At 41.1% G+C, this 19,301-nt stretch carries 18 protein-coding genes and 1 pseudogene; 5 read left to right on the top strand and 14 right to left on the bottom strand.

From position 1 onward, the window contains the following. Positions 1–12 precede the first annotated feature (12 nt). From hpaI to ACIPUA_RS01290, 9 genes are all read right to left on the bottom strand, one after another. A complete protein-coding gene (gene hpaI / locus ACIPUA_RS01330) occupies positions 13–819 on the bottom strand; it encodes a 4-hydroxy-2-oxoheptanedioate aldolase (protein WP_042846854.1) in 807 nt (268 codons plus the stop codon). A 9-nt stretch (positions 820–828) separates the two neighbouring features. Beyond that, the gene (gene hpaH / locus ACIPUA_RS01325) at positions 829–1,632 is read right to left on the bottom strand and encodes a 2-oxo-hept-4-ene-1,7-dioate hydratase (RefSeq protein ID WP_042846853.1); all 804 of its coding nucleotides are present in this window, start codon (positions 1,630–1,632) and stop codon (positions 829–831) included. Positions 1,633–1,824: 192 nt separating this feature from the next. Then, entirely contained in the window at positions 1,825–3,288 is a 1,464-nt protein-coding gene (locus ACIPUA_RS01320; RefSeq protein WP_042846852.1) for an NAD-dependent succinate-semialdehyde dehydrogenase, read from the bottom strand. Beyond that, positions 3,285–4,511 carry a Bcr/CflA family multidrug efflux MFS transporter gene (locus ACIPUA_RS01315; protein WP_080750906.1) on the bottom strand — a complete coding sequence of 409 codons (1,227 nt, stop codon included), beginning with the start codon at positions 4,509–4,511 and terminating at the stop codon, positions 3,285–3,287. The genes ACIPUA_RS01320 and ACIPUA_RS01315 overlap by 4 nt, the downstream gene beginning before the upstream one ends. A gap of 40 nt (positions 4,512–4,551) precedes the next feature. After that, positions 4,552–4,935 carry a 5-carboxymethyl-2-hydroxymuconate Delta-isomerase gene (locus ACIPUA_RS01310; RefSeq protein WP_042846851.1) on the bottom strand — a complete coding sequence of 128 codons (384 nt, stop codon included), beginning with the start codon at positions 4,933–4,935 and terminating at the stop codon, positions 4,552–4,554. Positions 4,936–4,944: 9 nt separating this feature from the next. Next, positions 4,945–5,826 (bottom strand): 3,4-dihydroxyphenylacetate 2,3-dioxygenase, encoded by an 882-nt coding sequence (gene hpaD, locus ACIPUA_RS01305; protein WP_210790629.1) that lies wholly within the window; start codon positions 5,824–5,826, stop codon positions 4,945–4,947. Between the two features lie 223 nt (positions 5,827–6,049). After that, positions 6,050–7,516: a 5-carboxymethyl-2-hydroxymuconate semialdehyde dehydrogenase gene (gene hpaE, locus ACIPUA_RS01300; RefSeq protein WP_042846849.1), complete on the bottom strand. Its 1,467-nt coding sequence runs from the start codon at positions 7,514–7,516 to the stop codon at positions 6,050–6,052. Then, on the bottom strand, positions 7,516–8,295 hold the full coding sequence (locus ACIPUA_RS01295) for a fumarylacetoacetate hydrolase family protein (protein ID WP_042846848.1): 780 nt from the start codon (positions 8,293–8,295) through the stop codon (positions 7,516–7,518). Before ACIPUA_RS01295 ends, hpaE begins: the two co-directional genes overlap by 1 nt. After that, positions 8,295–8,924, bottom strand: a complete 630-nt coding sequence (locus ACIPUA_RS01290) for a fumarylacetoacetate hydrolase family protein (RefSeq protein ID WP_042846847.1) — start codon at positions 8,922–8,924, stop codon at positions 8,295–8,297. Before ACIPUA_RS01290 ends, ACIPUA_RS01295 begins: the two co-directional genes overlap by 1 nt. 428 nt (positions 8,925–9,352) lie before the next feature. On the opposite strand from ACIPUA_RS01290, the gene hpaR reads away from it, so the two are divergent. The 4 genes and pseudogenes from hpaR (at position 9,353) to ACIPUA_RS01270 (ending at position 12,695) form a co-directional block, all read left to right on the top strand. Beyond that, on the top strand, positions 9,353–9,808 hold the full coding sequence (hpaR, locus tag ACIPUA_RS01285; RefSeq protein ID WP_042846846.1) for a homoprotocatechuate degradation operon regulator HpaR: 456 nt from the start codon (positions 9,353–9,355) through the stop codon (positions 9,806–9,808). Positions 9,809–10,761: 953 nt separating this feature from the next. Further along, a pseudogene (locus tag ACIPUA_RS01280) lies at positions 10,762–10,965 on the top strand (DUF637 domain-containing protein); the annotation flags it as partial. Between the two features lie 24 nt (positions 10,966–10,989). Beyond that, on the top strand, positions 10,990–12,093 hold the full coding sequence (locus tag ACIPUA_RS01275) for a hypothetical protein (protein ID WP_449059212.1): 1,104 nt from the start codon (positions 10,990–10,992) through the stop codon (positions 12,091–12,093). Continuing rightward, on the top strand, positions 12,090–12,695 hold the full coding sequence (locus ACIPUA_RS01270; RefSeq protein WP_048608298.1) for a hypothetical protein: 606 nt from the start codon (positions 12,090–12,092) through the stop codon (positions 12,693–12,695). The genes ACIPUA_RS01275 and ACIPUA_RS01270 overlap by 4 nt, the downstream gene beginning before the upstream one ends. Positions 12,696–12,793: 98 nt before the next feature. Here ACIPUA_RS01270 and ACIPUA_RS01265 read toward each other — a convergent pair whose 3' ends face one another. The 4 genes from ACIPUA_RS01265 to ACIPUA_RS01250 all read right to left on the bottom strand — a co-directional run bounded on the left by ACIPUA_RS01265 (position 12,794) and on the right by ACIPUA_RS01250 (position 16,540). Beyond that, the gene (locus tag ACIPUA_RS01265) at positions 12,794–14,800 is read right to left on the bottom strand and encodes a BCCT family transporter (RefSeq protein ID WP_042846844.1); all 2,007 of its coding nucleotides are present in this window, start codon (positions 14,798–14,800) and stop codon (positions 12,794–12,796) included. Positions 14,801–15,219: 419 nt separating this feature from the next. Continuing rightward, positions 15,220–15,486 carry a DksA/TraR family C4-type zinc finger protein gene (locus tag ACIPUA_RS01260; protein WP_042846843.1) on the bottom strand — a complete coding sequence of 89 codons (267 nt, stop codon included), beginning with the start codon at positions 15,484–15,486 and terminating at the stop codon, positions 15,220–15,222. Between the two features lie 71 nt (positions 15,487–15,557). Continuing rightward, positions 15,558–16,001 (bottom strand): GNAT family N-acetyltransferase, encoded by a 444-nt coding sequence (locus tag ACIPUA_RS01255; protein ID WP_071547730.1) that lies wholly within the window; start codon positions 15,999–16,001, stop codon positions 15,558–15,560. Positions 16,002–16,216: 215 nt separating this feature from the next. After that, the gene (locus tag ACIPUA_RS01250; RefSeq protein ID WP_042846841.1) at positions 16,217–16,540 is read right to left on the bottom strand and encodes a hypothetical protein; all 324 of its coding nucleotides are present in this window, start codon (positions 16,538–16,540) and stop codon (positions 16,217–16,219) included. A 308-nt stretch (positions 16,541–16,848) separates the two neighbouring features. Between ACIPUA_RS01250 and ACIPUA_RS01245 the strand changes: the two genes are divergently transcribed. Further along, positions 16,849–17,535, top strand: a complete 687-nt coding sequence (locus tag ACIPUA_RS01245; protein ID WP_042846840.1) for a DUF421 domain-containing protein — start codon at positions 16,849–16,851, stop codon at positions 17,533–17,535. 44 nt (positions 17,536–17,579) lie between these two features. Here the strand turns inward: ACIPUA_RS01245 and cptA are convergent, their stop codons facing one another. Then, on the bottom strand, positions 17,580–19,289 hold the full coding sequence (gene cptA / locus ACIPUA_RS01240; RefSeq protein ID WP_042846839.1) for a phosphoethanolamine transferase CptA: 1,710 nt from the start codon (positions 19,287–19,289) through the stop codon (positions 17,580–17,582). Positions 19,290–19,301: the final 12 nt, after the last annotated feature.

Raw genomic sequence — 19,301 nt, 5'->3', positions numbered from 1 at the left:
CGATACTTATTGTTAATAAACGCTTGGTGTACTTGGAGTGACCTCTGAGGCGGTTTTGCCAAATTTAGCTGCCAGCGCTTCTGCGGTACGAGCAAGTAATGTGGTATCCACACCTACTGCCACAAACAGGGCACCGAGTTTCAGGTAGTGTTCGGCAACGTCTGGTGCCGCCATTAAGATCCCAGGGGCGATACCGGCTTCACGAATTTGTACAATAGCTTTTTCTATTGCGGCTTTAACTTCTGGGTGATTAGGGTTACCAGAAAAACCCATATCGGCACTGAGATCTGCTGGGCCAATAAATACGCCATCCACCCCTTCAACGTTTAAAATTTCAGGCAGGTTATTCATTGCTTCACGAGTTTCTACTTGCACGATTACGCACATTTCATCATTTGCACGAGTTAAATAATCGGGGATACGGTTCCAGCGTGACGCACGCGCTAATGCACTACCAACACCGCGTATTCCCGCTGGTGGATAGCGAGTCGCACGGACGGCTTGTTTTGCTTGTTCAGCATTTTGCACCATAGGTAATAAAAGTGTCTGAGCACCAATATCCAGCAATTGTTTGATGATCACCGGGTCATTCCACGGTGGGCGGACGACTGGCTGTGATGGATAAGGGGCTATTGCTTGTAATTGAGATAATATAGTTTGTACATTATTCGGTGCATGTTCACCGTCAATCAATAGCCAATCGAAGCCAGCACCAGCAACAAGTTCAGCACTGTATGGGCTACATAACCCAAGCCATAACCCAATTTGCGGTTGACCACTTTTTAAGGCTTTTTTAAATTTATTTTCTAACAGATCCATAGTATTTCCTTATACAAAACGGCAGCTAATAGAACCCATATTGCCGTAGTCGACGTGGAACACATCGCCTTTACGTGCAGGAACAGGTCGGGTAAATGAACCACCAAGAATGATTTGGCCCGGTTCAAGTTGGACATTATGCGGCGCTAATTTATTGGCTAACCAAGCAACACCGTTAGCGGGATGATTGAGAACTGCGGCAGCGACACCAGACTCTTCAATCACGCCATTGCGATATAACAGTGCGCTAATCCAACGCATATCTAAGTCGCGTGGTTTGATAGGTCTGCCGCCTAAAATTACTGCACCATTAGCCGCATTATCCGAAATTGTGTCGAATACTTTACGGGGACGGTTAGTGTCTGGGTCTATGTTATGGCAACGTGCGTCAATTAGCTCAAGAGCAGGGATCACATAATCAGTTGCGTTATAGACATCAAAGATGGTGCAGTTGGGGCCGCGTAAGGGTTTTGCGAGAACAAAAGCAAGCTCTACTTCAATACGAGGGACAATAAAGCGGTCAGTGGGAATATCACAACCGTCATCAAAAAACATATCGTCAAGTAGCGCGCCATAATCAGGTTCATCTATTTGTGAGCTTGCTTGCATTGCTTTGGAGGTTAGCCCAATTTTATGGCCTTTGAGTATACGTCCTTCAGCAATTTTCAAACCAACCCATTCTTTTTGGATGGCATAAGCATCGTCAATCGTCATCTCTGGGTGATCCAACGAAATCTGGCGGATCTGCTCACGTGATTTTTCAGCCTGATTAAGGCGTTGGGCTATTTGCAATATGACATCTTTTTGTAACATCTTATTCTCCTTTTGCACCTCAGCTCGTCATACTTCGAGCTATAACTGCGTTAGCTTCACGATAGGCTTGCGCCTATCCCCTAGTCACACGGGTATGCTCCTAAGGGATTAGTCTCATTTGCCGCCTTGTTCTAACTCGAATTATTTAGAGCTAAGATTTTAAAAGCGAATACCGCCAGTTAATGTGTCTTTCTAATTAGAAAGACCACCGAAACAGAGGTATTTCACTTCCAGATAATCTTCAATTCCGTAGCGTGAGCCTTCACGCCCCAGACCAGACTGCTTAATGCCACCAAATGGGGCCACTTCATTTGAAATAATGCCTTCATTAATACCGACCATTCCGCTTTCTAAAGCCTCAGCAACACGGTAGATTCGACCGATATCTTTTGAATAGAAATAGGATGCCAAGCCGAACTCAGTGTCATTCGCTAGTGCAATGGCTTCTTGCTCATCACGGAATTTGAATAAAGGCGCGAGTGGACCGAATGTTTCCTCTTTAGCGACTTTCATGGATTCGGTTACACCGGTGATCACTGTAGGTTCAAAGAACAAACCACCCAACGACGCTGGTTTACCACCTGCAATCACTTTCGCACCATGAGAAACAGCATCAGCAATGTGCTCTGTCACTTTATCGACAGCGGCTTGGTTAATCAGCGGGCCTTGCTGTGAATCTGCTTGGGTTGATGGGCCAATTTTTAGTTCATTTACAGCTTTTGCTAAGCGAGCGGCGAATTCATCATAGACACCTTCTTGAACTAAGATGCGGTTAGCGCATACACAGGTTTGCCCGCTGTTACGGAATTTTGCGGCTAAAGCCCCTTGTACTGCTGCGTCTAAATCCGCATCATCAAAGACAATAAATGGCGCATTACCACCTAACTCAAGGGACATTTTTTTCACAGTATTAGCGCATTGTTCCATCAATAATTTGCCAACACGGGTAGAACCTGTGAAAGTCAATTTACGGACAATAGGGCTGGAGGTCATTACCCCGCCAATGGCTTGGGCATCTGTGCCTGGGACGATGTTAAATACGCCAGCAGGGATACCTGCTTGTTCACCTAATGCCGCGAGTGCAAGCGCAGAGAGTGGTGTTTCTGCGGCGGGTTTTAGTACCATTGTACAACCGGCTGCTAGAGCTGGACCGACTTTGCGGGTGATCATCGCATTAGGGAAGTTCCAAGGCGTAATTGCCGCAACCACACCGACAGGTTGTTTTATTGTTACAAGGCGGCGACCTGGGAGTGGTGACGGAATAGTTTCACCGTAAATGCGTTTACCTTCTTCAGCAAACCATTCAATAAAACTGGCTCCGTAGGCAATTTCTCCCATCGATTCGGTTATCGACTTGCCTTGTTCTGCACTGAGCAATTGCGCTAATTCTGTTTGGTTTTCCATCATCAAATGGAACCATTTATTTAAAATCTGGCTACGTTCTTTCGCAGTTTTAGCTCTCCATGCTGGGAGGGCTTTTTCAGCAGCTTCAATAGCCTGCTGGGTTTCTAACGCCCCTACATTACTCACTTTGGCGATAACGTGGTTATTCGCAGGGTTTGTCACTTCAAACACGTTGTTGTTTTGTGCGTCAACCCATTGACCGTTGATATAAGCCTGTTGGCGGAATAATGTAGAATTGGTATTTATGCTCATTTTTCGTTTTTCTCCGAAGACACTGATTGCACCTGTGAGTGGGGATTTTTAGCCGATAAATATTGGCTTGTGAAACTTAACCCAGCACAGATAGCCATAACGAGTGTCATAGCAAATGGGGATTCATCCTGTAATACAGAAACTGCAACACTAGCCAGAGCAGCCAATGCAAATTGAATTGAAATTGCGAGTGCACTGGCGCTACCTGCAATTTTTCCGCGATGTTGCAGTAACAGTGACAAACTGTTAGTGCCGATAGCATTTACCATCGATAGGAACAGTACCACCAGAATAACAATTATGGAGAGGCTTTGTTGATAAAAAAGTAACAACAATAAGCCAAACGCAAGTTGAAAACCGCTTTGCATGGTCAATATACGCGTCAAACTATAGGTTTTTAGCAACTTAACATTGAGTAACAGCATGACAATCATCCCCAAGATGTTGCAGCCGAATAACAGGCCATAATGCTGTTCAGAAACACCAAAATAGCTGATGTAAACAAATGGTGAGCCACTAATAAAGGCGAACATCCCTGCGAAAGAGAACGCCATGGTACCGATAATACTCAGTGCTTCTTTGTCGCTGAGCACCTGAGCGTAGTTTTTAAAAGCAACGCAAATAATATTCTCAGTGCCCCGCTGGTGGCGTAATGTTTCAGGGAGCAAGAAAAAAATTGCCGCCACGGAAGATAGGCCAATCAGCGCCAACAAATAAAAAATAGCTTGCCACTGAAAGTGGATAAGTAGAAAACCACCTAGTAATGGGGCAAGTAATGGAGCAATCATGGTGACGAGTGTCATTAATGACAATACTTTAGGTAATTCATTTGCGGGATACACATCCCTAGCAATTGCCCTCGCCATCACGATTGCAGCACCGCTGCCAAAAGCTTGTAGCGCCCTGAAAATAATTAACGTATTGGCATCAGAGGCTTGAGCACATAATAAGCTTGCTACGGTAAAGATTGCCAAGCCACTTAACAACATTTTACGGCGGCCCAGCAAATCGCTCAGTGGCCCGTAAAACAGCATCCCGACACAAAAGCCAGCAAAAAAAGCGCCTAGTGTGTACTGCATTTGCCCCTGAGAGGCTTGAAGAGCAACCCCCATCTGAGGTAGGGCAGGAAGATACATATCGATAGACAATGGGCCGAATGCCACTAATGACCCCAATAATGGGATTAGGTAGTGCGGTATGTGTTTATCGAAACTTTTAACCATCTTGCCCTCTCAATACAACGATTAGTTACTGCCTAAACCCTCACCCTTTAAATAGGGCGTGCACATTGTTTTGTTTGTAATTTAATACAGGGTCTAGCTCTTCCATGGTGAAAGATAGTGCTAAGTAGCGTTTTGCCATTAAATCAGCAAAATGGTTTTTGATGAGGTCGAAAATCATTTCCCCTGTTTTTTGCTTATCTTCAAGGGAACGACCAGCACCAATTTTTAACGTCATATGGACAAACGCATAGTCGTGCTTACCATCGGCCATTTGCCAAGTATCTAGCCAAATAGCGCGACTACGAATTCCAGCTAGTGGGAAAATACCCGTCTCAGCAAGGGCATCATTCACTTTAGCGAATAACGCTGGGAGCTCGGCTTCATCACGAATGTTTTCTGTGCATTCTGCATAAAAATGAGGCATAACAATTCCTTATACAGTAGCAGTTTGTTTTTCAATAATATAACTTGGAAGAGGGAATACGGCGTTAATTTGCCCTGTCCCCGAGCTGGCGAATAAATCCGTTAACACTTCCACTTTTTCCGCGTATTTATCCCAACCCAGCATGCCTAATAGCATTACCGTATCGTGCATATGCCCTTCGCCATAGCAATAATCAGCATATTCAGGCAGCATTTTGCAAAACTCTTGGAAACGACCTTCACGCCATAGTTTCACAACACGTTTGTCCATTTGCTCATCAAATTCGCGGGTGTAACTATTCATACCATCTTCGGCTTTTTGGTCATCAATAAAACGGTGTGATAAAGAACCACTAGCCAATACAGCCACGGTGCCATCGTATTTTTCGATCGCGGTCAGTACGGCTTCGCCTAATTTCCGGCTGTCTTCAAAGCTGTGAGAAGTACAGAATGCGGAGATAGAAATCACTTTAAAGTGGCGGTCGCTATTCATATAGCGCATAGGAACTAAAGTCGCATATTCGAGAGTTAAGCTTGGAATTTCATGAGCTTGAGCTCGAACACCTAATTTGCGCGCTTCTTCGCCGATCATTTGGCCTAGGACTGAGTTTCCATCATATTCATATTCCATATCACGAATAAAATGAGGGAGTTCATTACTGGTATATATACCTTTAAAATGATCGGCGCAGTTGATGTGGTAAGCACTATTGACCAGCCAGTGCGTGTCAAAAACAATGATGGTATCAACGCCTAATTCGCGACAACGACGGCTAATTTCTTTATGACCATCGATAGCGGCTTGGCGGCATCCATGATTTTTACCCGGTAGTTCTGATAGGTACATGGATGGGACGTGTGTTATTTTTGCGGCGAGTGCCAACTTACCCATTTCCTTCCTCCTTCGCTTATCCGTCATACTTCGCGCCGTAGCGTTGTTGGCTTCATAAAGTTACCCTAGTCACATACTTCAGTATGCTCCTAGGGATAACTTCACTTGCCGCCTAGCTACAATACGAATTATTTAGGATAAGTAGCCAAATTAATTATCATTGATTCAAAATTACTTAGAATAAAGAATGGTGTAGCTTGCTACTGAATAATTTTGCTTTTTATTACACACCCCAGCGAGGGATGTTATGGTCTCCGTAGGAGATACAGACGTTCTTCATTTCCGCGAAGACTTCGAAGCTATACTCGCCACCTTCACGGCCAACACCGGATGCTTTAACACCACCAAATGGCTGACGTAGGTCACGTACGTTTTGGGTATTAACAAACACCATACCGGCTTCGATATTACGAGATAAACGTAAGATTTTGCTCACATCTTGTGTCCAAATATAGGAAGCTAAACCGTATTCGATATCATTTGCCATGCGTAAACCGTCTTCTTCTGACTTAAACGGAATTAAGCAAGCAACTGGACCAAAAATTTCTTCCTGTGCGACACGCATGCTGTTATCAACATCGGCCAGAACAGTTGGGCGTAAGAAGTTACCGTTTCTTAGGTGTGCAGGTAAGTCAGTTGGTTTATCTGGGCCACCAGCTAATAGGGTCGCACCTTCTTCCATACCTAAGCGAATGTAACCAGATACTTTGTTCCAATGTTGTTCGCTGATTAATGCACCGACTTGTGTTTTTGGATCGTTCGGGTCGCCGACGATGAGGCGGTTTGCACGTTCAGCAAAGCGTTTTACAAACTCAGGGTAAATGCTTTCTTGAATGAAGATCCGAGAACCTGCGGTACAACGTTCACCATTTATTGAGAAAATAGTGAACAGTGCGGCATCTAATGCGCGTTCAATGTCTGCATCTTCAAAAATCAGAACCGGGGATTTTCCGCCCAATTCCATTGAGTATTTTTTCAAGCCTGCATTTTGCATGATGGTGCGGCCAGTGGCGGTACCCCCTGTGAAGGAAACCGCGCGTACATCATGGTGTTTAACTAACGCGTCACCGGCAGTACTACCGTAACCTTGAACCACGTTAAGAACACCCGCAGGGATACCTGCTTCAAGTGCCAGTTCCCCAAGGCGGTTAGCGGACAATGGTGATAATTCAGACATTTTCAACACAGCGGTATTACCCAGCGCTAAACAAGGGGCTGTTTTCCATGTTGCCGTCATAAATGGGACGTTCCATGGGGAAATCAGTGCGCAAACACCAACAGGTTGAACTAAGGTATAGTTCATCATTTTGTCGTCAACTGGGTAGGTACGACCATTCATTTGCTGGCAAATTTCGGCAAAGAATTCAAAGTTATGTGAGGCACGAGGGATCAACACATTTTTAGTTTGATGAATAGGTAAACCAGTATCTTGGGTTTCCATTTCCGCTATTTGAGGGACGTTTTCATCAATGAGTTCACCAAGGCGACGCATTAAGCGAGCGCGCTCTTTCATCGGGGTATTGGCCCATTTAGGAAAGGCATCTTTTGCAGCAGCAACGGCTTGGTTGATTTCATCTTGCCCACCAGCCGCGACTTCAGCCAATACTTCGCCAGTTGCTGGGTTGGTGGTTTGAAAATAGTCTTTGCTAGCAACGTTTTTTCCGTTGATCCAATGGTTAATCTTAGTCATTACACTCGTTCCTCATATTCTTTTTCGCTGATAATGGTATTGACTAGTCTGCCAACACCTTCAACTTCAACAATGACTTCGTCGCCCGGTACCACATCAGACAGCCCTTTTGGTGTCCCTGTGGCAATCATGTCACCCGGTTGCAGTGTCATAAAGTCACTGAGGTAAGCAATTAAAAATGGAATATCGAAAATTAGGTCAGCAGTTGTCCCTTTTTGGCGAAGTTCACCATTAACATAGGTATATAAAGCTAGGTTATGAGGGTCTTTAACTGCGCTTTTATCGACAATCCAAGGACCAATTGGTGTTAAGGTATCGCGGCTTTTAACACGTAAATTTGGGCGATAATAGTTTTCAAGATAGTCGCGGATCGCATAGTCATTACACACGGTGTAACCTGCGACATAATCCATCGCGTCTTCTTTCGATACTTTATGGGCAGCTTTACCAATTACGACCACTAATTCAGACTCATAATGCATATATTCAACATTATCTGGACGGACTGAGACTTGGCGGTGGCCCGTTAAGCTATTTTCAGCTTTAATAAAAATTAGCGGCTCTTCAGGTGGCTTAAACTCTAATTCTGTTGCGTGATCCGCATAATTCAAGCCTAGGGCAAATAAAGTCCCTTGTGCAGGAGGTAACCACACGATATCGGAAGAATCACCAGCAATAACATCCCCGTTTGGTAAGGTTATTTCTTCGTTGTCGCCAACAGTGACGGAATATTCAGTGCCTTTAAACAGAACTTTTGCGCGTTTAGTGATAGTAGACATTATTTTCCTCCTGCTGCCACAACGGTGTTTTTCAGGCTAGGGAAGCCTTCTGCTAGGATGACCACTTCGTCACCCGGTTTGATAGTGACACGTTGTTGTGGCGTGCCTATTAGGATCACGTCCCCTTGTTTTAGGGTGGCAAAGTCGCTTAGTGCTGCCACTAACTCGCTAGCATCGCGGATCAGATCTTTTGTTGACCAACGATCCACTTCCTTACCATTTACTTGAGTGATGATATCGACAGGAGCATTTAGCGAAGTTGTCGCCATTTCACCTATTGGGCAAAAGGTGTCGCGACATTTAGCTTTAATGGCAGGACGATAGAAGGTGTCTTCTGGCAAGCTCACTTCGTTTGCTAGTGCAAACCCTGCAATAAACTGATGTGCATCGGTTTTACTCACTTTACGTGCTTCTTTACCAATGACTAGCGCTAGCGTTGCACCACTTTGAACTTCTTCTCCAATAGGATGGATGATTGGCTCACCTGAGTTAATACGCGTATTACGCGGCTTAATAAACCACACTGGTGTTTTAGGTGGGGTTTTATAAGGGGCTTGCTGGAATGCCTCTAGCCAGTGATTAAGCTGGCTTTGGTGGTTGAGGGCAACGGCAAAAACAGTGCCTTTCATTGACAACTCCTTATGAAAAGAATTTAACTTTCGAGTAATTATTAATATATTAATAAAGTATAATTTTAAAATTAGCAATAGGTTTATGGAAATGTTAATTTTAATTGTGATCGTATTAACATAATCAGATAGCAATGATGCAACCCATTGTTATTGTATGGTTTATTATTTTTGCTATTTTTTATGGTTTACAAATATTTAACTTGTATGTTGTTTTTTAAATTATTTACTCATTAATATTTTAGGGTTTTTCTTTGAGATTGTTATTTGACCGTGCTACTCTTGGTAATAAGTAAATTGGTCGTGTAAAAGTCAGTATAGACAGTGTGCGATTGAACAAAATAACGTCCAATACAGCAAAATGGTAGTCACCGTGAAGCACCTAAATTGGATTAAATAACTTTAATTGAGTGGTGAGTTTTAAGCTTATGCATGAATCATTGACAATTGCATTGTTGCAGGCAAGGGAAACCGCAATGGGGTTCTTTCGGCCAATATTGAAGTCGTATAATTTGACTGAACAGCAATGGCGTATCATTCGGGTTTTAGCTGATAAACGTTCAATTGATTTTCATGAATTATCAGTCCAAACCTGTATTCTTCGTCCAAGTTTAACGGGGATCTTAACCCGTATGGAACGTGAGGGCTTAATTTTCCGCTTAAAACCGTTGAATGACCAACGTAAATTGTATGTCTCTTTGACGCCCGCAGGGCAAGAGTTATATGACAAAGCGCGCCAAGAAGTGGAAGAGGGTTATCAAAAAATAGAGCAGGCCTTTTCTCAGGAAAAAATGCAACGTTTAACCGAGCTATTAGATGAGCTAATTGCATTAGAGAGCCCAGATTATAGTAATATTTCTGCTGATAAGAGAAAGAGCGCCTAAATTTTCGTCATATTTCGAGCTCTAGCTGTGTTGGCTTCTTTCGGCTATTTGGGTCACATACTAATGTATGCTCCCCAAACTATCCTCAATCGCCGCCTTGCTAGAGTTCGAACTATTTAGAAAATTAATTTGTACTCGTTATATTTCGAGCTCTAGCTGTGTTGGCTTCTTTCGGCTATTTGGGTCACATACTGATATATTCTCCCCAAACTATCCTCAATTGCCGCCTTGCTAGAGTTCGAACTATTTAGAAAATTAATTTGTACTCGTTATATTTTGAGCTCTAGCTGTGTTGGCTTCTTTCGGCTATTTGGGTCACATACTGATATATTCTCCCCAAACTATCCTCAATCGCCGCCTTGCTAGAGTTCGAACTAGTTAGAAAATTAATTTGTATTCGTTATATTTCGAGCTCTAGCTGTGTTGGCTTCTTTCGGCTATTTGGGTCACATACTGATATATTCTCCCCAAACTATCCTCAATTGCCACCTTGCTAGAGTTCGAACTATTTAGAAAATTAATTTGTACTCGTTATATTTTGAGCTCTAGCTGTGTTGGCTTCTTTCGGCTATTTGGGTCACATACTGATATATTCTCCCTAAACTATTCTCAATTGCCACCTTGCTAGAGTTCGAACTATTTAGAAAATTAATTTGTATTCGTTATATTTCGAGCTCTAGCTGTGTTGGCTTCTTTCGGCTATTTGGGTCACATACTGATATATTCTCCCTAAACTATTCTCAATTGCCACCTTCCTGCAATTTGAATTATTTAGATACTTAAATGATTCACTTTCCCTGTAGATTCACTGAAGTCGAACTTCACTGATACTTATTAGATAGGTAGTCAATTCCTCACTGTCATGTTCTTTTTTGCAATTGTGAAATTACCTCGATGGCTCTACTTACTAGTGCCAAACTCATCAGTAAAATCACTATCAATAAAATCAATCGATTGATTGTCAGCATATAACAATAATTTTTACCGTTAACTTTAAGACTGCCTTACTCAGTAATATTGGAAATCAGATTAATGCTGAGGGTGCTCGACTTATTGGCGACAATGGGGAGATTCTAGGCCATACAGGAAAACTATTAAGTCACTCTGTTGTTTCGGGTGTAAGTGCTGAAATTGCTGGTGGAGATGCGAAAGGTGCAGTTGTTGGTGCACTAGCAGCAGAGTTGGCTGCAATAACATTAAACAGTAAATTGTTTGAGCCAAAATATATCAATGAGCAAGAAAGACAACTCGCATTACTACAAGATGCTATTAAGGGGAATGATGCCAAAACTCAATTCACTAAAGTATTAGGTGGATTTGCAGGGGCATTAATTACCCATAAGCCAGAAGGGGCTTTTTCTGCCGCTAATTCTGCTGAGCTGGTTTATACGTACAATTATACAGAGCATCAACTACAGCAAATAATTATAGAGAACAATCTGGATATGATGGCAGCAGCTAAAGGAGATAAAGCTGCCGCACAAAGAGTTGCTGCAAGAGAACAAGCAGCTGGAGTAGTGGGTTTAGTTGCCGTCGGCGGGGTTGTCATCATACTCGGAGGTGAAATAGTTGTTGCCGCGACTCCACAAATTGCGGAAGGGTTAAAATTAGGTTTTGCTGGATGTAAAGCTAGCGTCAGTTTCTGCGCGACTAAGCTAGGCTTGGTAGCAGCCGATATAGCAGCACCTGAAGCTGCTATATCGACAACCGCAATTGGAGGAGCGGGCTATAAAGTCGTAGTGAATTCTGAAGAGGCACTTAAATCATTAAAAAATATAATACCAACCACCTCAAAAGAGCTATTGACTTCAGGTAAGCTTAATATCTCGAAATTAACCCCCATCATAGAAAAAGAGCAGTTGCACGCCTCTGCGACTAACAAACTGATCGCAGAGATTAATAGACTCCCGTCTAAGACTCAGGCTGCAAATACAGCCACCATGATAGGTGCGTATGATCCTGTGACGGGGAAGATAGCTATTGGATATAGCGATGGTAAAATTTCAGCTGAAATGCTGAATAAGGACACTGTAATTTATGTTGAGAACCAACTCGGTGTTAAAATAGGTGAATATACAACATTTTGTAAAAATACAGTTGGCTCTTGTGCTGAGGTATCAGCCGCGGACTCGTTGATTCGCCAAGGAGTTAAGCCAGAAAATATCCGATTTACCCAAGCAGTCAGGCCAAGAGAGGTTTGGGGAAAAGATACAATTCCGCTAAAAGCAATAAAAGAAACATGTGATAATTGCTTAGTTACATGGCCAACAGGAGTAGATAAATGAGTATGTTAGATATTAATTGGAAACCTAGCTTTGGTTCGGTTTTTACTTGGTTTGCCATGGATAAAAATGGAAAAATCGCAGTCATGATTAATAATGGTTTTGGTGATTTACCTAAATCGTTACTGGCGATTAGTAATGTTACAGAACTATTGAATAATTTAAATGAATTTATGTGGGAAGAATCAGCAACTTTTGTAAACTATCCCCTTGATAAAGGTGGCTTAGCTATTTTAGATTTATATTCATCATGTCTTTATCGACATCTATCTTCGAAAAAAGAAGTTGAAGAGTGCATAGAAAGCGAGTTAATGACTTCGGGGCATTACAGTGATACTAATCTGTCAGTCAATAAAGGCTTTTTTATTTATCAAGCTATAGAAGGCAATAACCCTGGAGATGATTACCCTGTCGGCTATGATGGTGAAACTAAGATGGGAGATTATTTCCGTTATTTGATGCCGACTATTTATGCTTCAGTTGAAGACTTTCCCAAAGAGTTGCGCCATGGAATTGCGGTATCTGATACCATTGATTTCACTGTAGACCAGTTATTCGATAACGACAAAATTAGTGAATATTTTCCTCGTATGTACCATGATTAAAGTTAGGAAAGTATTATAAATAACCGCCATCTTTACGTAAAGATGGCGGTTACTGCGGTATAAACTTTAGTCTCTAATGACTAAGTTCTTTTTTAATGCTACTTACCCAATAAGTGTAAGAAATGAATATGTTTTTCATATTGGTCAAGAATATCGTGAATGATTTGTTCTTTAGCCCAACCCATCACATCATAATCTTGCCCACCTTCTTTTAGATGGATTTCAGCACGGTAGTAACGTTGTTCTTCATTTTTCTCTTCATCAATTTCATCCCCCATACCTGCTAAGGCAAAAGACGGTTGAATATAGTAACGAAGGCGAACTTCATATAAAAAGTTCATATCATTACCTAAATCCACTTCAAACCCGATCCGGTCATCTCTGTCGGTGTGGATATGGCAAACCGTCCCTTGCTTCTCGAGTTCCTCTGATACCATTTCCATTGAAGGTTTCACGGATTCCTCGATAAAACGCTTAACATGTGAACGCTTAGGGAAATAAACGATATTACGTAAGCGACGCTGCCACGGTATAGGATTACGGCTTGCTGTAGGAGCGATCGTTGCGAGCTGTTGGCTATCGCGTTTGTAGGCATCGACACGCAATGCTTTAAACAAACCATAAATAGAGACTAACAAGACCATAGCAAATGGTAATGCACTCGCAATCGTCAGCGTTTGCAAGGCTTGTAAACCACCAGCGAGTAGCATAGTGATAGCAACAATACCCATCAGGGCTGCCCAGAAGATACGCTGCCAAATAGGGGTATTTGAATCACCACCTGAGGCAAGGGTATCAACAACCATTGCACCTGAGTCCGCCGAAGTCACAAAGAACACAATGACCATCAGCATGGCGCAAAATGACAATACAGTAGAAAAAGGAAAGTAAGTTAAAAATTCAAATAAGGCGAGAGAAACATCAGATTGTACTGTTTCCGCTAACTTAGTAGCTCCCTGATTTTTAATTAAATCAATCGCAGTATTACCAAAGAACGTCATCCACATTAAAGTGAAACCGGCAGGAACAAACAGTACTCCAGTAACAAATTCACGGATAGTACGCCCACGAGAAATACGAGCGATAAACATCCCTACAAATGGAGACCATGATAACCACCAACCCCAATACAAGAGAGTCCATCCCCCTAACCAACTACTTGATTTGGGTTCATAAGCGTAAAGATTAAAGGTTTTAGTGACGATCTCTGATAGGTAGCCACCTGTGTTCTCAACAAACGATTTCAACAGTAATACTGTTGGCCCTAAAATAAGAACAAGGAGCAACAATAGGAAGGCTAAACCAAGGTTGAGTTCAGATAAAATACGGATACCTTTATCTAACCCTGAGACCACCGAGATAGTCGCTAAGCCTGTAAAAGCAATAATTAACCCAACTTGCACCATTTCATTAACGGGCAGACCAAATAAGTGGTTCATCCCCGCATTGACTTGTAAAACACCAAAACCGAGCGATGTGGCGACACCAAATACGGTACCGACAACCGCAAAAACATCGACAGCGTGACCAATTGGGCCATAAATACGCTCGCCAATAATAGGATAAAGAGCGGAGCGTAAAGTAAGAGGAAGCCCATGGCGATAGCTAAAAAAGGCTAAAATTAATGCAACTATGGCGTAAATCGCCCAAGCGTGTAACCCCCAATGGAAAAAGGTTAATCGCATGGCATCTTTAGCGGCTTCAACGGTTTGGGGATCACCAATAGGTGGGTTCAGATAATGCATTACTGGTTCAGCAACACCAAAGAACATCAAACCAATACCCATACCAGCGGAAAATAGCATGGCAAACCATGAAACATAGCTAAAATTTGGCTGTGCGTGATCCGGTCCTAATTTTATTTGCCCATAACGAGAGAGTCCCAGATAAGTCACACTCAATAGAACAATCGCAACAGCAAGGATATAGAACCAGCTGGCGTTATTAAATAAATTTTGTTGAAGATGACTTAGATGAGATTCTGCAACTTGGGGCATTAAGGCAGCAAAGCCAACAATGACCAAAATAACAATTGCGGAGCTATAAAATACTGGGGGACTAATTTTGGAGCGAACTTTTTTAGAATCATCATTTATTTGACTCATAACAACCTTCTTTTGTTTTATTTTATTTTTGGCATACCAATAGAGACAAAGTATGCAACCTGCTGTCCTTCTTAATGAAACAATGGATAATTGTGAAAGGTTTCCTAAGGAAACAAAGTAGAAAGAACAATAAATACATCGTGTTAATAGCAGTAAAAACGGCTAAAAGTAGTGATTAATTTTGAGCCTTGAACCCTCTTTAGTGTAAAAAATCAGGCGGACATACTGCCACGATATGGATAAATGATCAACAACAGCGGGAAATAAAATAAGGATGTAATAAAAATATCATGTTAATTATCATATTATTAATAAGTTATAATGTAATATTTACATTCTTTATGGAGAAGTTAATCGAAATAGATAAAACAAGCGGTTTTTTACGTAAAAACGATAAGTTAGCAGTGAGATTAACAGAATTATCGTAGCTGGCTGTCTTTACTTCCACGGCGGTTATAGCCGCTATACGCAGCATTTTTTTTATCCAATTCATTTTGGCAGCTGATACACAACCTGACCCCTGGTAAGGCTAAACGACGGGCTTCAGGGATGGTTTCGCCGCACTCTTCACAAATCTCAGCACTTTCACCTGAATGTAACTGGCTACGAGCTTTGGTGATTGCGTCATCTAATGTTGCATCAATTTGTTCTTGAACGGCATTTTCATTTGCCCAGCCATTCGCCATAAGAAACCTCGGTTTGTTTAATTATTGACCTAATATTAATATAGAGGCGAGAAAATTAAATTCAAGGTCAATTATTGCTCTAAAGAGCGAGTCATATAGATGTGGTCCACTCCGTCTTCATCGTACATTTCCCCCTCTGTTTGGTACTTTAAAGAGTGATAAAACTCGATGGCAGTATGTTGTGCAGAAAGGCCTATTTTTTTGAAATGATGTTGTTGTGCGTAATGCTCAACAAATTTCATGAGTTCGCGGCCTAGCCCTTTTCCTCTATGCTGTTTTTGTACCGCAACACGGCCCACTTTGACTAACCCGGTCTCTTCAAACAGAATGCAACGTAACACTGCTGCTGGGTGTTGATTAAGGTACAAAACGACATGCAAGGCAGTATCATCATATTCATCAACATCGATGTCAGCAGGGAAGCCTTGTTCGTGGGTAAAGACTTGTTGGCGTAGGTCAAATGCATCTTCCACGAGTTTGGGGCTTGCATGTCCAAGGCTATATTTAATTTGCATGAAAAATCCTGATATCGACGTTATAAAAGAAACCCCACTATATAACGAGATAACCATTAAGTAAGGAAGGTTTTAGTACTTTTATTGTTACGAAAAATAAAAAATGGGAAATGCAGGCATTAAGCCTGCATTTAAGGTTGCAGATAAGGTGAGAGTATAGGCGTTTGATTTATTGATTAATCTAAGCTTATTCCTGTTTTTAGCGTTACTAAAACTTATTTCTCATCTGTTTTAGCATCGTTTTCGGCTTTGAGTGACTCCGTTTTCTCTTTCACATCGGTGGCCATTTCATCCGCTTTATTGATAGCATCTGTTTTGACTTCTTGGCCAAACTCAGCCGTGTTTTGCTTTAATTCCTCGGTCTTATTTTTTACATCTTCAGAGAGTTCATTTGCTTTTTGCTGACCATCTTCTTTTAGCTGTTGGGCTTTTTCTTCAGCTTGCTTAACCGTATCATTCCCTTTGGATGCGTCATCACAGCCTGCTATGGCCGTCATAATGCCAGCAAAAAATAGTGAGGCGATAACTTTCGTATTCATAAACATATCCTTAGTATTAAAGGGGTGATTGAAATCATGCAAATGCATTAATCATAATGCTCATATTTAAATATAGTTGAAAGTAAAATTGTTATAAAAAAAATTAATGATTTTTTGAAAGGTTAATATAAATTAGGGTAGATAAAGAGACTTGATGGCCGACTTGGTTGAAAGGCAAATAAAATATTTTAATGGTTAAGTCGGTCATGTAGACATATAAGTAAGCAAACCAGCTAAAATGATGAATAGCTGTCGGTTTACAAACGATAAAAATATATTTTTAATTGAGATAATAGAGGGATAGCAATATGACGTACTATTATTCGTTTATCATTTTGAAGTTTATTATTGGTTTCGCTATTGTTATCACACATATGAATTTATCAGGAAAGACTCAGCTTTCCCAGATGACACCAATTGATTTTATTGGCAATTTTGTGCTTGGGGGAATAATTGGTGGGGTCATTTATAGTGATACTATCCCTCTTTATCAGTATATTACTATTTTAATAATTGGTGTTTTATTTATTAGCTCTTTGAATTTTCTAACAAAAAAGTTTAATTTTTTTCGTAATGTTGCAATTGGTAATCCCATACCAATCATCAAAAAAGGGCAGTTCATTATGGAAAATATCTTAAAAAAAGGAAATAAAATCGACATTATTAATATTTCTTCACGGATACACGCCCAAGGTATTCACTCATTTCAAGAAATTTATTATGCACAAATAGAGCCTGATGGGCAGCTAACGGTTATTTGTGATGAAAAAAATATGCCTTCGGTGATCTTGATGAAAGATGGCATAGTTAGAAATAGCGAGTTAGATTCTATTGAAAGGGATGAAGAATGGCTAATGCAGCAAATTGAATTACAAGGAATTGCTTCTGTCGATGATATTTTCTTAGCTGAATTTTGGCGCGGAGAAGTTAGTTTTATTTTACGAGATGGTAAGATAAACCGTAAAAATAGCCATGAATTAAAAATTATTGCATAAAGCAAGTAAGTAGATGAAGCAAACCTCATCTACTTACCCTCATATTATTTCTTCAAATCATCATAAAGCATCAGTGATGATTTATTTTCAGGGTCGCCTATATAACGGGGTTGCGGTTTAAACTCATTGTTAAATAAGCTTTTTTGAGATTCAAACCCAGTATAATTTAACCCAGCTAAGTCAGACCATGCATAGATAAAATCCATAGTACTAAATGGGCGAGTTGTTTTATCATTTAAATCAAATTGATGGGTATTCAACCACTCAGGGGACTGCCAAACAAGGAAAGGAACATTGTAAATGACTTTACTTGGTTTGCCTTCACTACGCCCTAGCATTTTGTGTGGCGGTGTATCGTAGACATCTTCACCGTGGTCGGAGAAAAAGACTAAAAAGCCATTTTCTTTTGAAGAATCAAAGTCTTTAATTAATGTTGAAACAACATAATCATTATAATGTTGTGCATTATCATAAGCGTTATAATCGTTTACTTCATCTTCATTAAGGTTTTTGGGGACAACATCGTCTTTCCCTTTAAATATGGCTTTTTCTTCCGGATAGCGGAATTCATAGCGCATATGCGTCCCTAATAGGTGTACAACAATGAATTTTTTCTCAGCAGGGTCAGCGAGCGCTTCTTTAAACGGAGCAAAGACCACGTCATCGTATATACGCGAGCTTTGTGCCATATCATTATTGAGGTAATACTGTTTATCCGTTTGGCGAGAGAACGCTGTAAGTAACGTATTACGCTCGGTCATCGTTTGCTGATTGGTGATCCAGAACGTTTTAAAACCTGCTTGTTTCATCATGTTCATGATGGAAGGGCGGGAATTAAATAGCTCCGGTTCTGTTTGAGTTGCAAAGGTGAGAATTTGTTGTAATGCTTCAATGGTGTAAGGACGCGATGTCACGACATCATTAAATACTGACAAATTTGTTGGGTAATCCCTAGCGAGCTCATCTAATTCAGGCGTTGTTGGGCGTGTGTAGCCGTATAAACTCATTCTATCACGGCTGGTGGATTCACCGATAACCAACACAAATGTCCGAGGAGTGTTACCATTCGCATCGACGAAGTTTTCTAATGGTGGGATCTTGCTATTATCGCGAATGAGCTCTTCCATATTCGCAAGTTGGTTCTTATATAATAAGTAACCACTCACAAACTGCCATGGAGCTGCGTATGCCAGTTTACTATTCACATAAGAGGCGACATTGGCTATTGGGCGGTCTTGCTTAATTCCTTTATTATAATAAGGGATACCAAACAGAATAATTAAAATCAGTAATGAGATACCGATTCGCCCTGATTTTGGAAGTGTAACTGGTTTTAGGCGTGTCCAAAGAAAAATAGCAACGACAGTATAAGCCAGTATTACACCAACCACTTTGAAACTAAAATATTGTTTAAGAAACTCCCCAGCTTCATTGGTGTTGGTTTCAAACATCACAAACATAACACTTTGTGATATTTGGTGCCCATAAACAACAAAATAGGCGAGAGCAACCACAGAAGATAGCCACAGGACGATACCTATCAGCCCTGCAACCAGCTTAATTTTTTTTGGAAAAAGTAAGGCGGGGATTAGCCAAAGGGAGCTGTAAAGTAATGAGTCCCTTAAGCCGATAGAGTTGCTTTGCCCAGTAACAAGCACATATAGCTGTAATAATGACGAAAAATACCAAAAGTAGATTAATAACCAGAACAAAGAGATCCAGCTAAATCTTGCAGAGCGTGTAGTGTTAACCATAGTTTTGTAAAC

Source organism: Providencia sp. AGC89 (assembly GCF_053543535.1).
The sequence above is the reverse complement of the archived record's forward strand: the minus strand, read 5'-3'. Positions and strand labels throughout refer to the sequence as shown.

Excerpts from the sequence above, each read along its gene's own strand:
- hpaI (WP_042846854.1), bottom strand. The coding sequence starts at position 819 with ATGGATCTGTTAGAAAATAAATTTAAAAAAGCCTTAAAAAGTGGTCAA.
- hpaH (WP_042846853.1), bottom strand. The coding sequence starts at position 1,632 with ATGTTACAAAAAGATGTCATATTGCAAATAGCCCAACGCCTTAATCAG.
- ACIPUA_RS01320 (WP_042846852.1), bottom strand. The coding sequence starts at position 3,288 with ATGAGCATAAATACCAATTCTACATTATTCCGCCAACAGGCTTATATC.
- ACIPUA_RS01315 (WP_080750906.1), bottom strand. The coding sequence starts at position 4,511 with ATGGTTAAAAGTTTCGATAAACACATACCGCACTACCTAATCCCATTA.
- ACIPUA_RS01310 (WP_042846851.1), bottom strand. The coding sequence starts at position 4,935 with ATGCCTCATTTTTATGCAGAATGCACAGAAAACATTCGTGATGAAGCC.
- hpaD (WP_210790629.1), bottom strand. The coding sequence starts at position 5,826 with ATGGGTAAGTTGGCACTCGCCGCAAAAATAACACACGTCCCATCCATG.
- hpaE (WP_042846849.1), bottom strand. The coding sequence starts at position 7,516 with ATGACTAAGATTAACCATTGGATCAACGGAAAAAACGTTGCTAGCAAA.
- ACIPUA_RS01295 (WP_042846848.1), bottom strand. The coding sequence starts at position 8,295 with ATGTCTACTATCACTAAACGCGCAAAAGTTCTGTTTAAAGGCACTGAA.
- ACIPUA_RS01290 (WP_042846847.1), bottom strand. The coding sequence starts at position 8,924 with ATGAAAGGCACTGTTTTTGCCGTTGCCCTCAACCACCAAAGCCAGCTT.
- hpaR (WP_042846846.1), top strand. The coding sequence starts at position 9,353 with ATGCATGAATCATTGACAATTGCATTGTTGCAGGCAAGGGAAACCGCA.
- ACIPUA_RS01270 (WP_048608298.1), top strand. The coding sequence starts at position 12,090 with ATGAGTATGTTAGATATTAATTGGAAACCTAGCTTTGGTTCGGTTTTT.
- ACIPUA_RS01265 (WP_042846844.1), bottom strand. The coding sequence starts at position 14,800 with ATGAGTCAAATAAATGATGATTCTAAAAAAGTTCGCTCCAAAATTAGT.
- ACIPUA_RS01260 (WP_042846843.1), bottom strand. The coding sequence starts at position 15,486 with ATGGCGAATGGCTGGGCAAATGAAAATGCCGTTCAAGAACAAATTGAT.
- ACIPUA_RS01255 (WP_071547730.1), bottom strand. The coding sequence starts at position 16,001 with ATGCAAATTAAATATAGCCTTGGACATGCAAGCCCCAAACTCGTGGAA.
- ACIPUA_RS01250 (WP_042846841.1), bottom strand. The coding sequence starts at position 16,540 with ATGAATACGAAAGTTATCGCCTCACTATTTTTTGCTGGCATTATGACG.
- ACIPUA_RS01245 (WP_042846840.1), top strand. The coding sequence starts at position 16,849 with ATGACGTACTATTATTCGTTTATCATTTTGAAGTTTATTATTGGTTTC.
- cptA (WP_042846839.1), bottom strand. The coding sequence starts at position 19,289 with ATGGTTAACACTACACGCTCTGCAAGATTTAGCTGGATCTCTTTGTTC.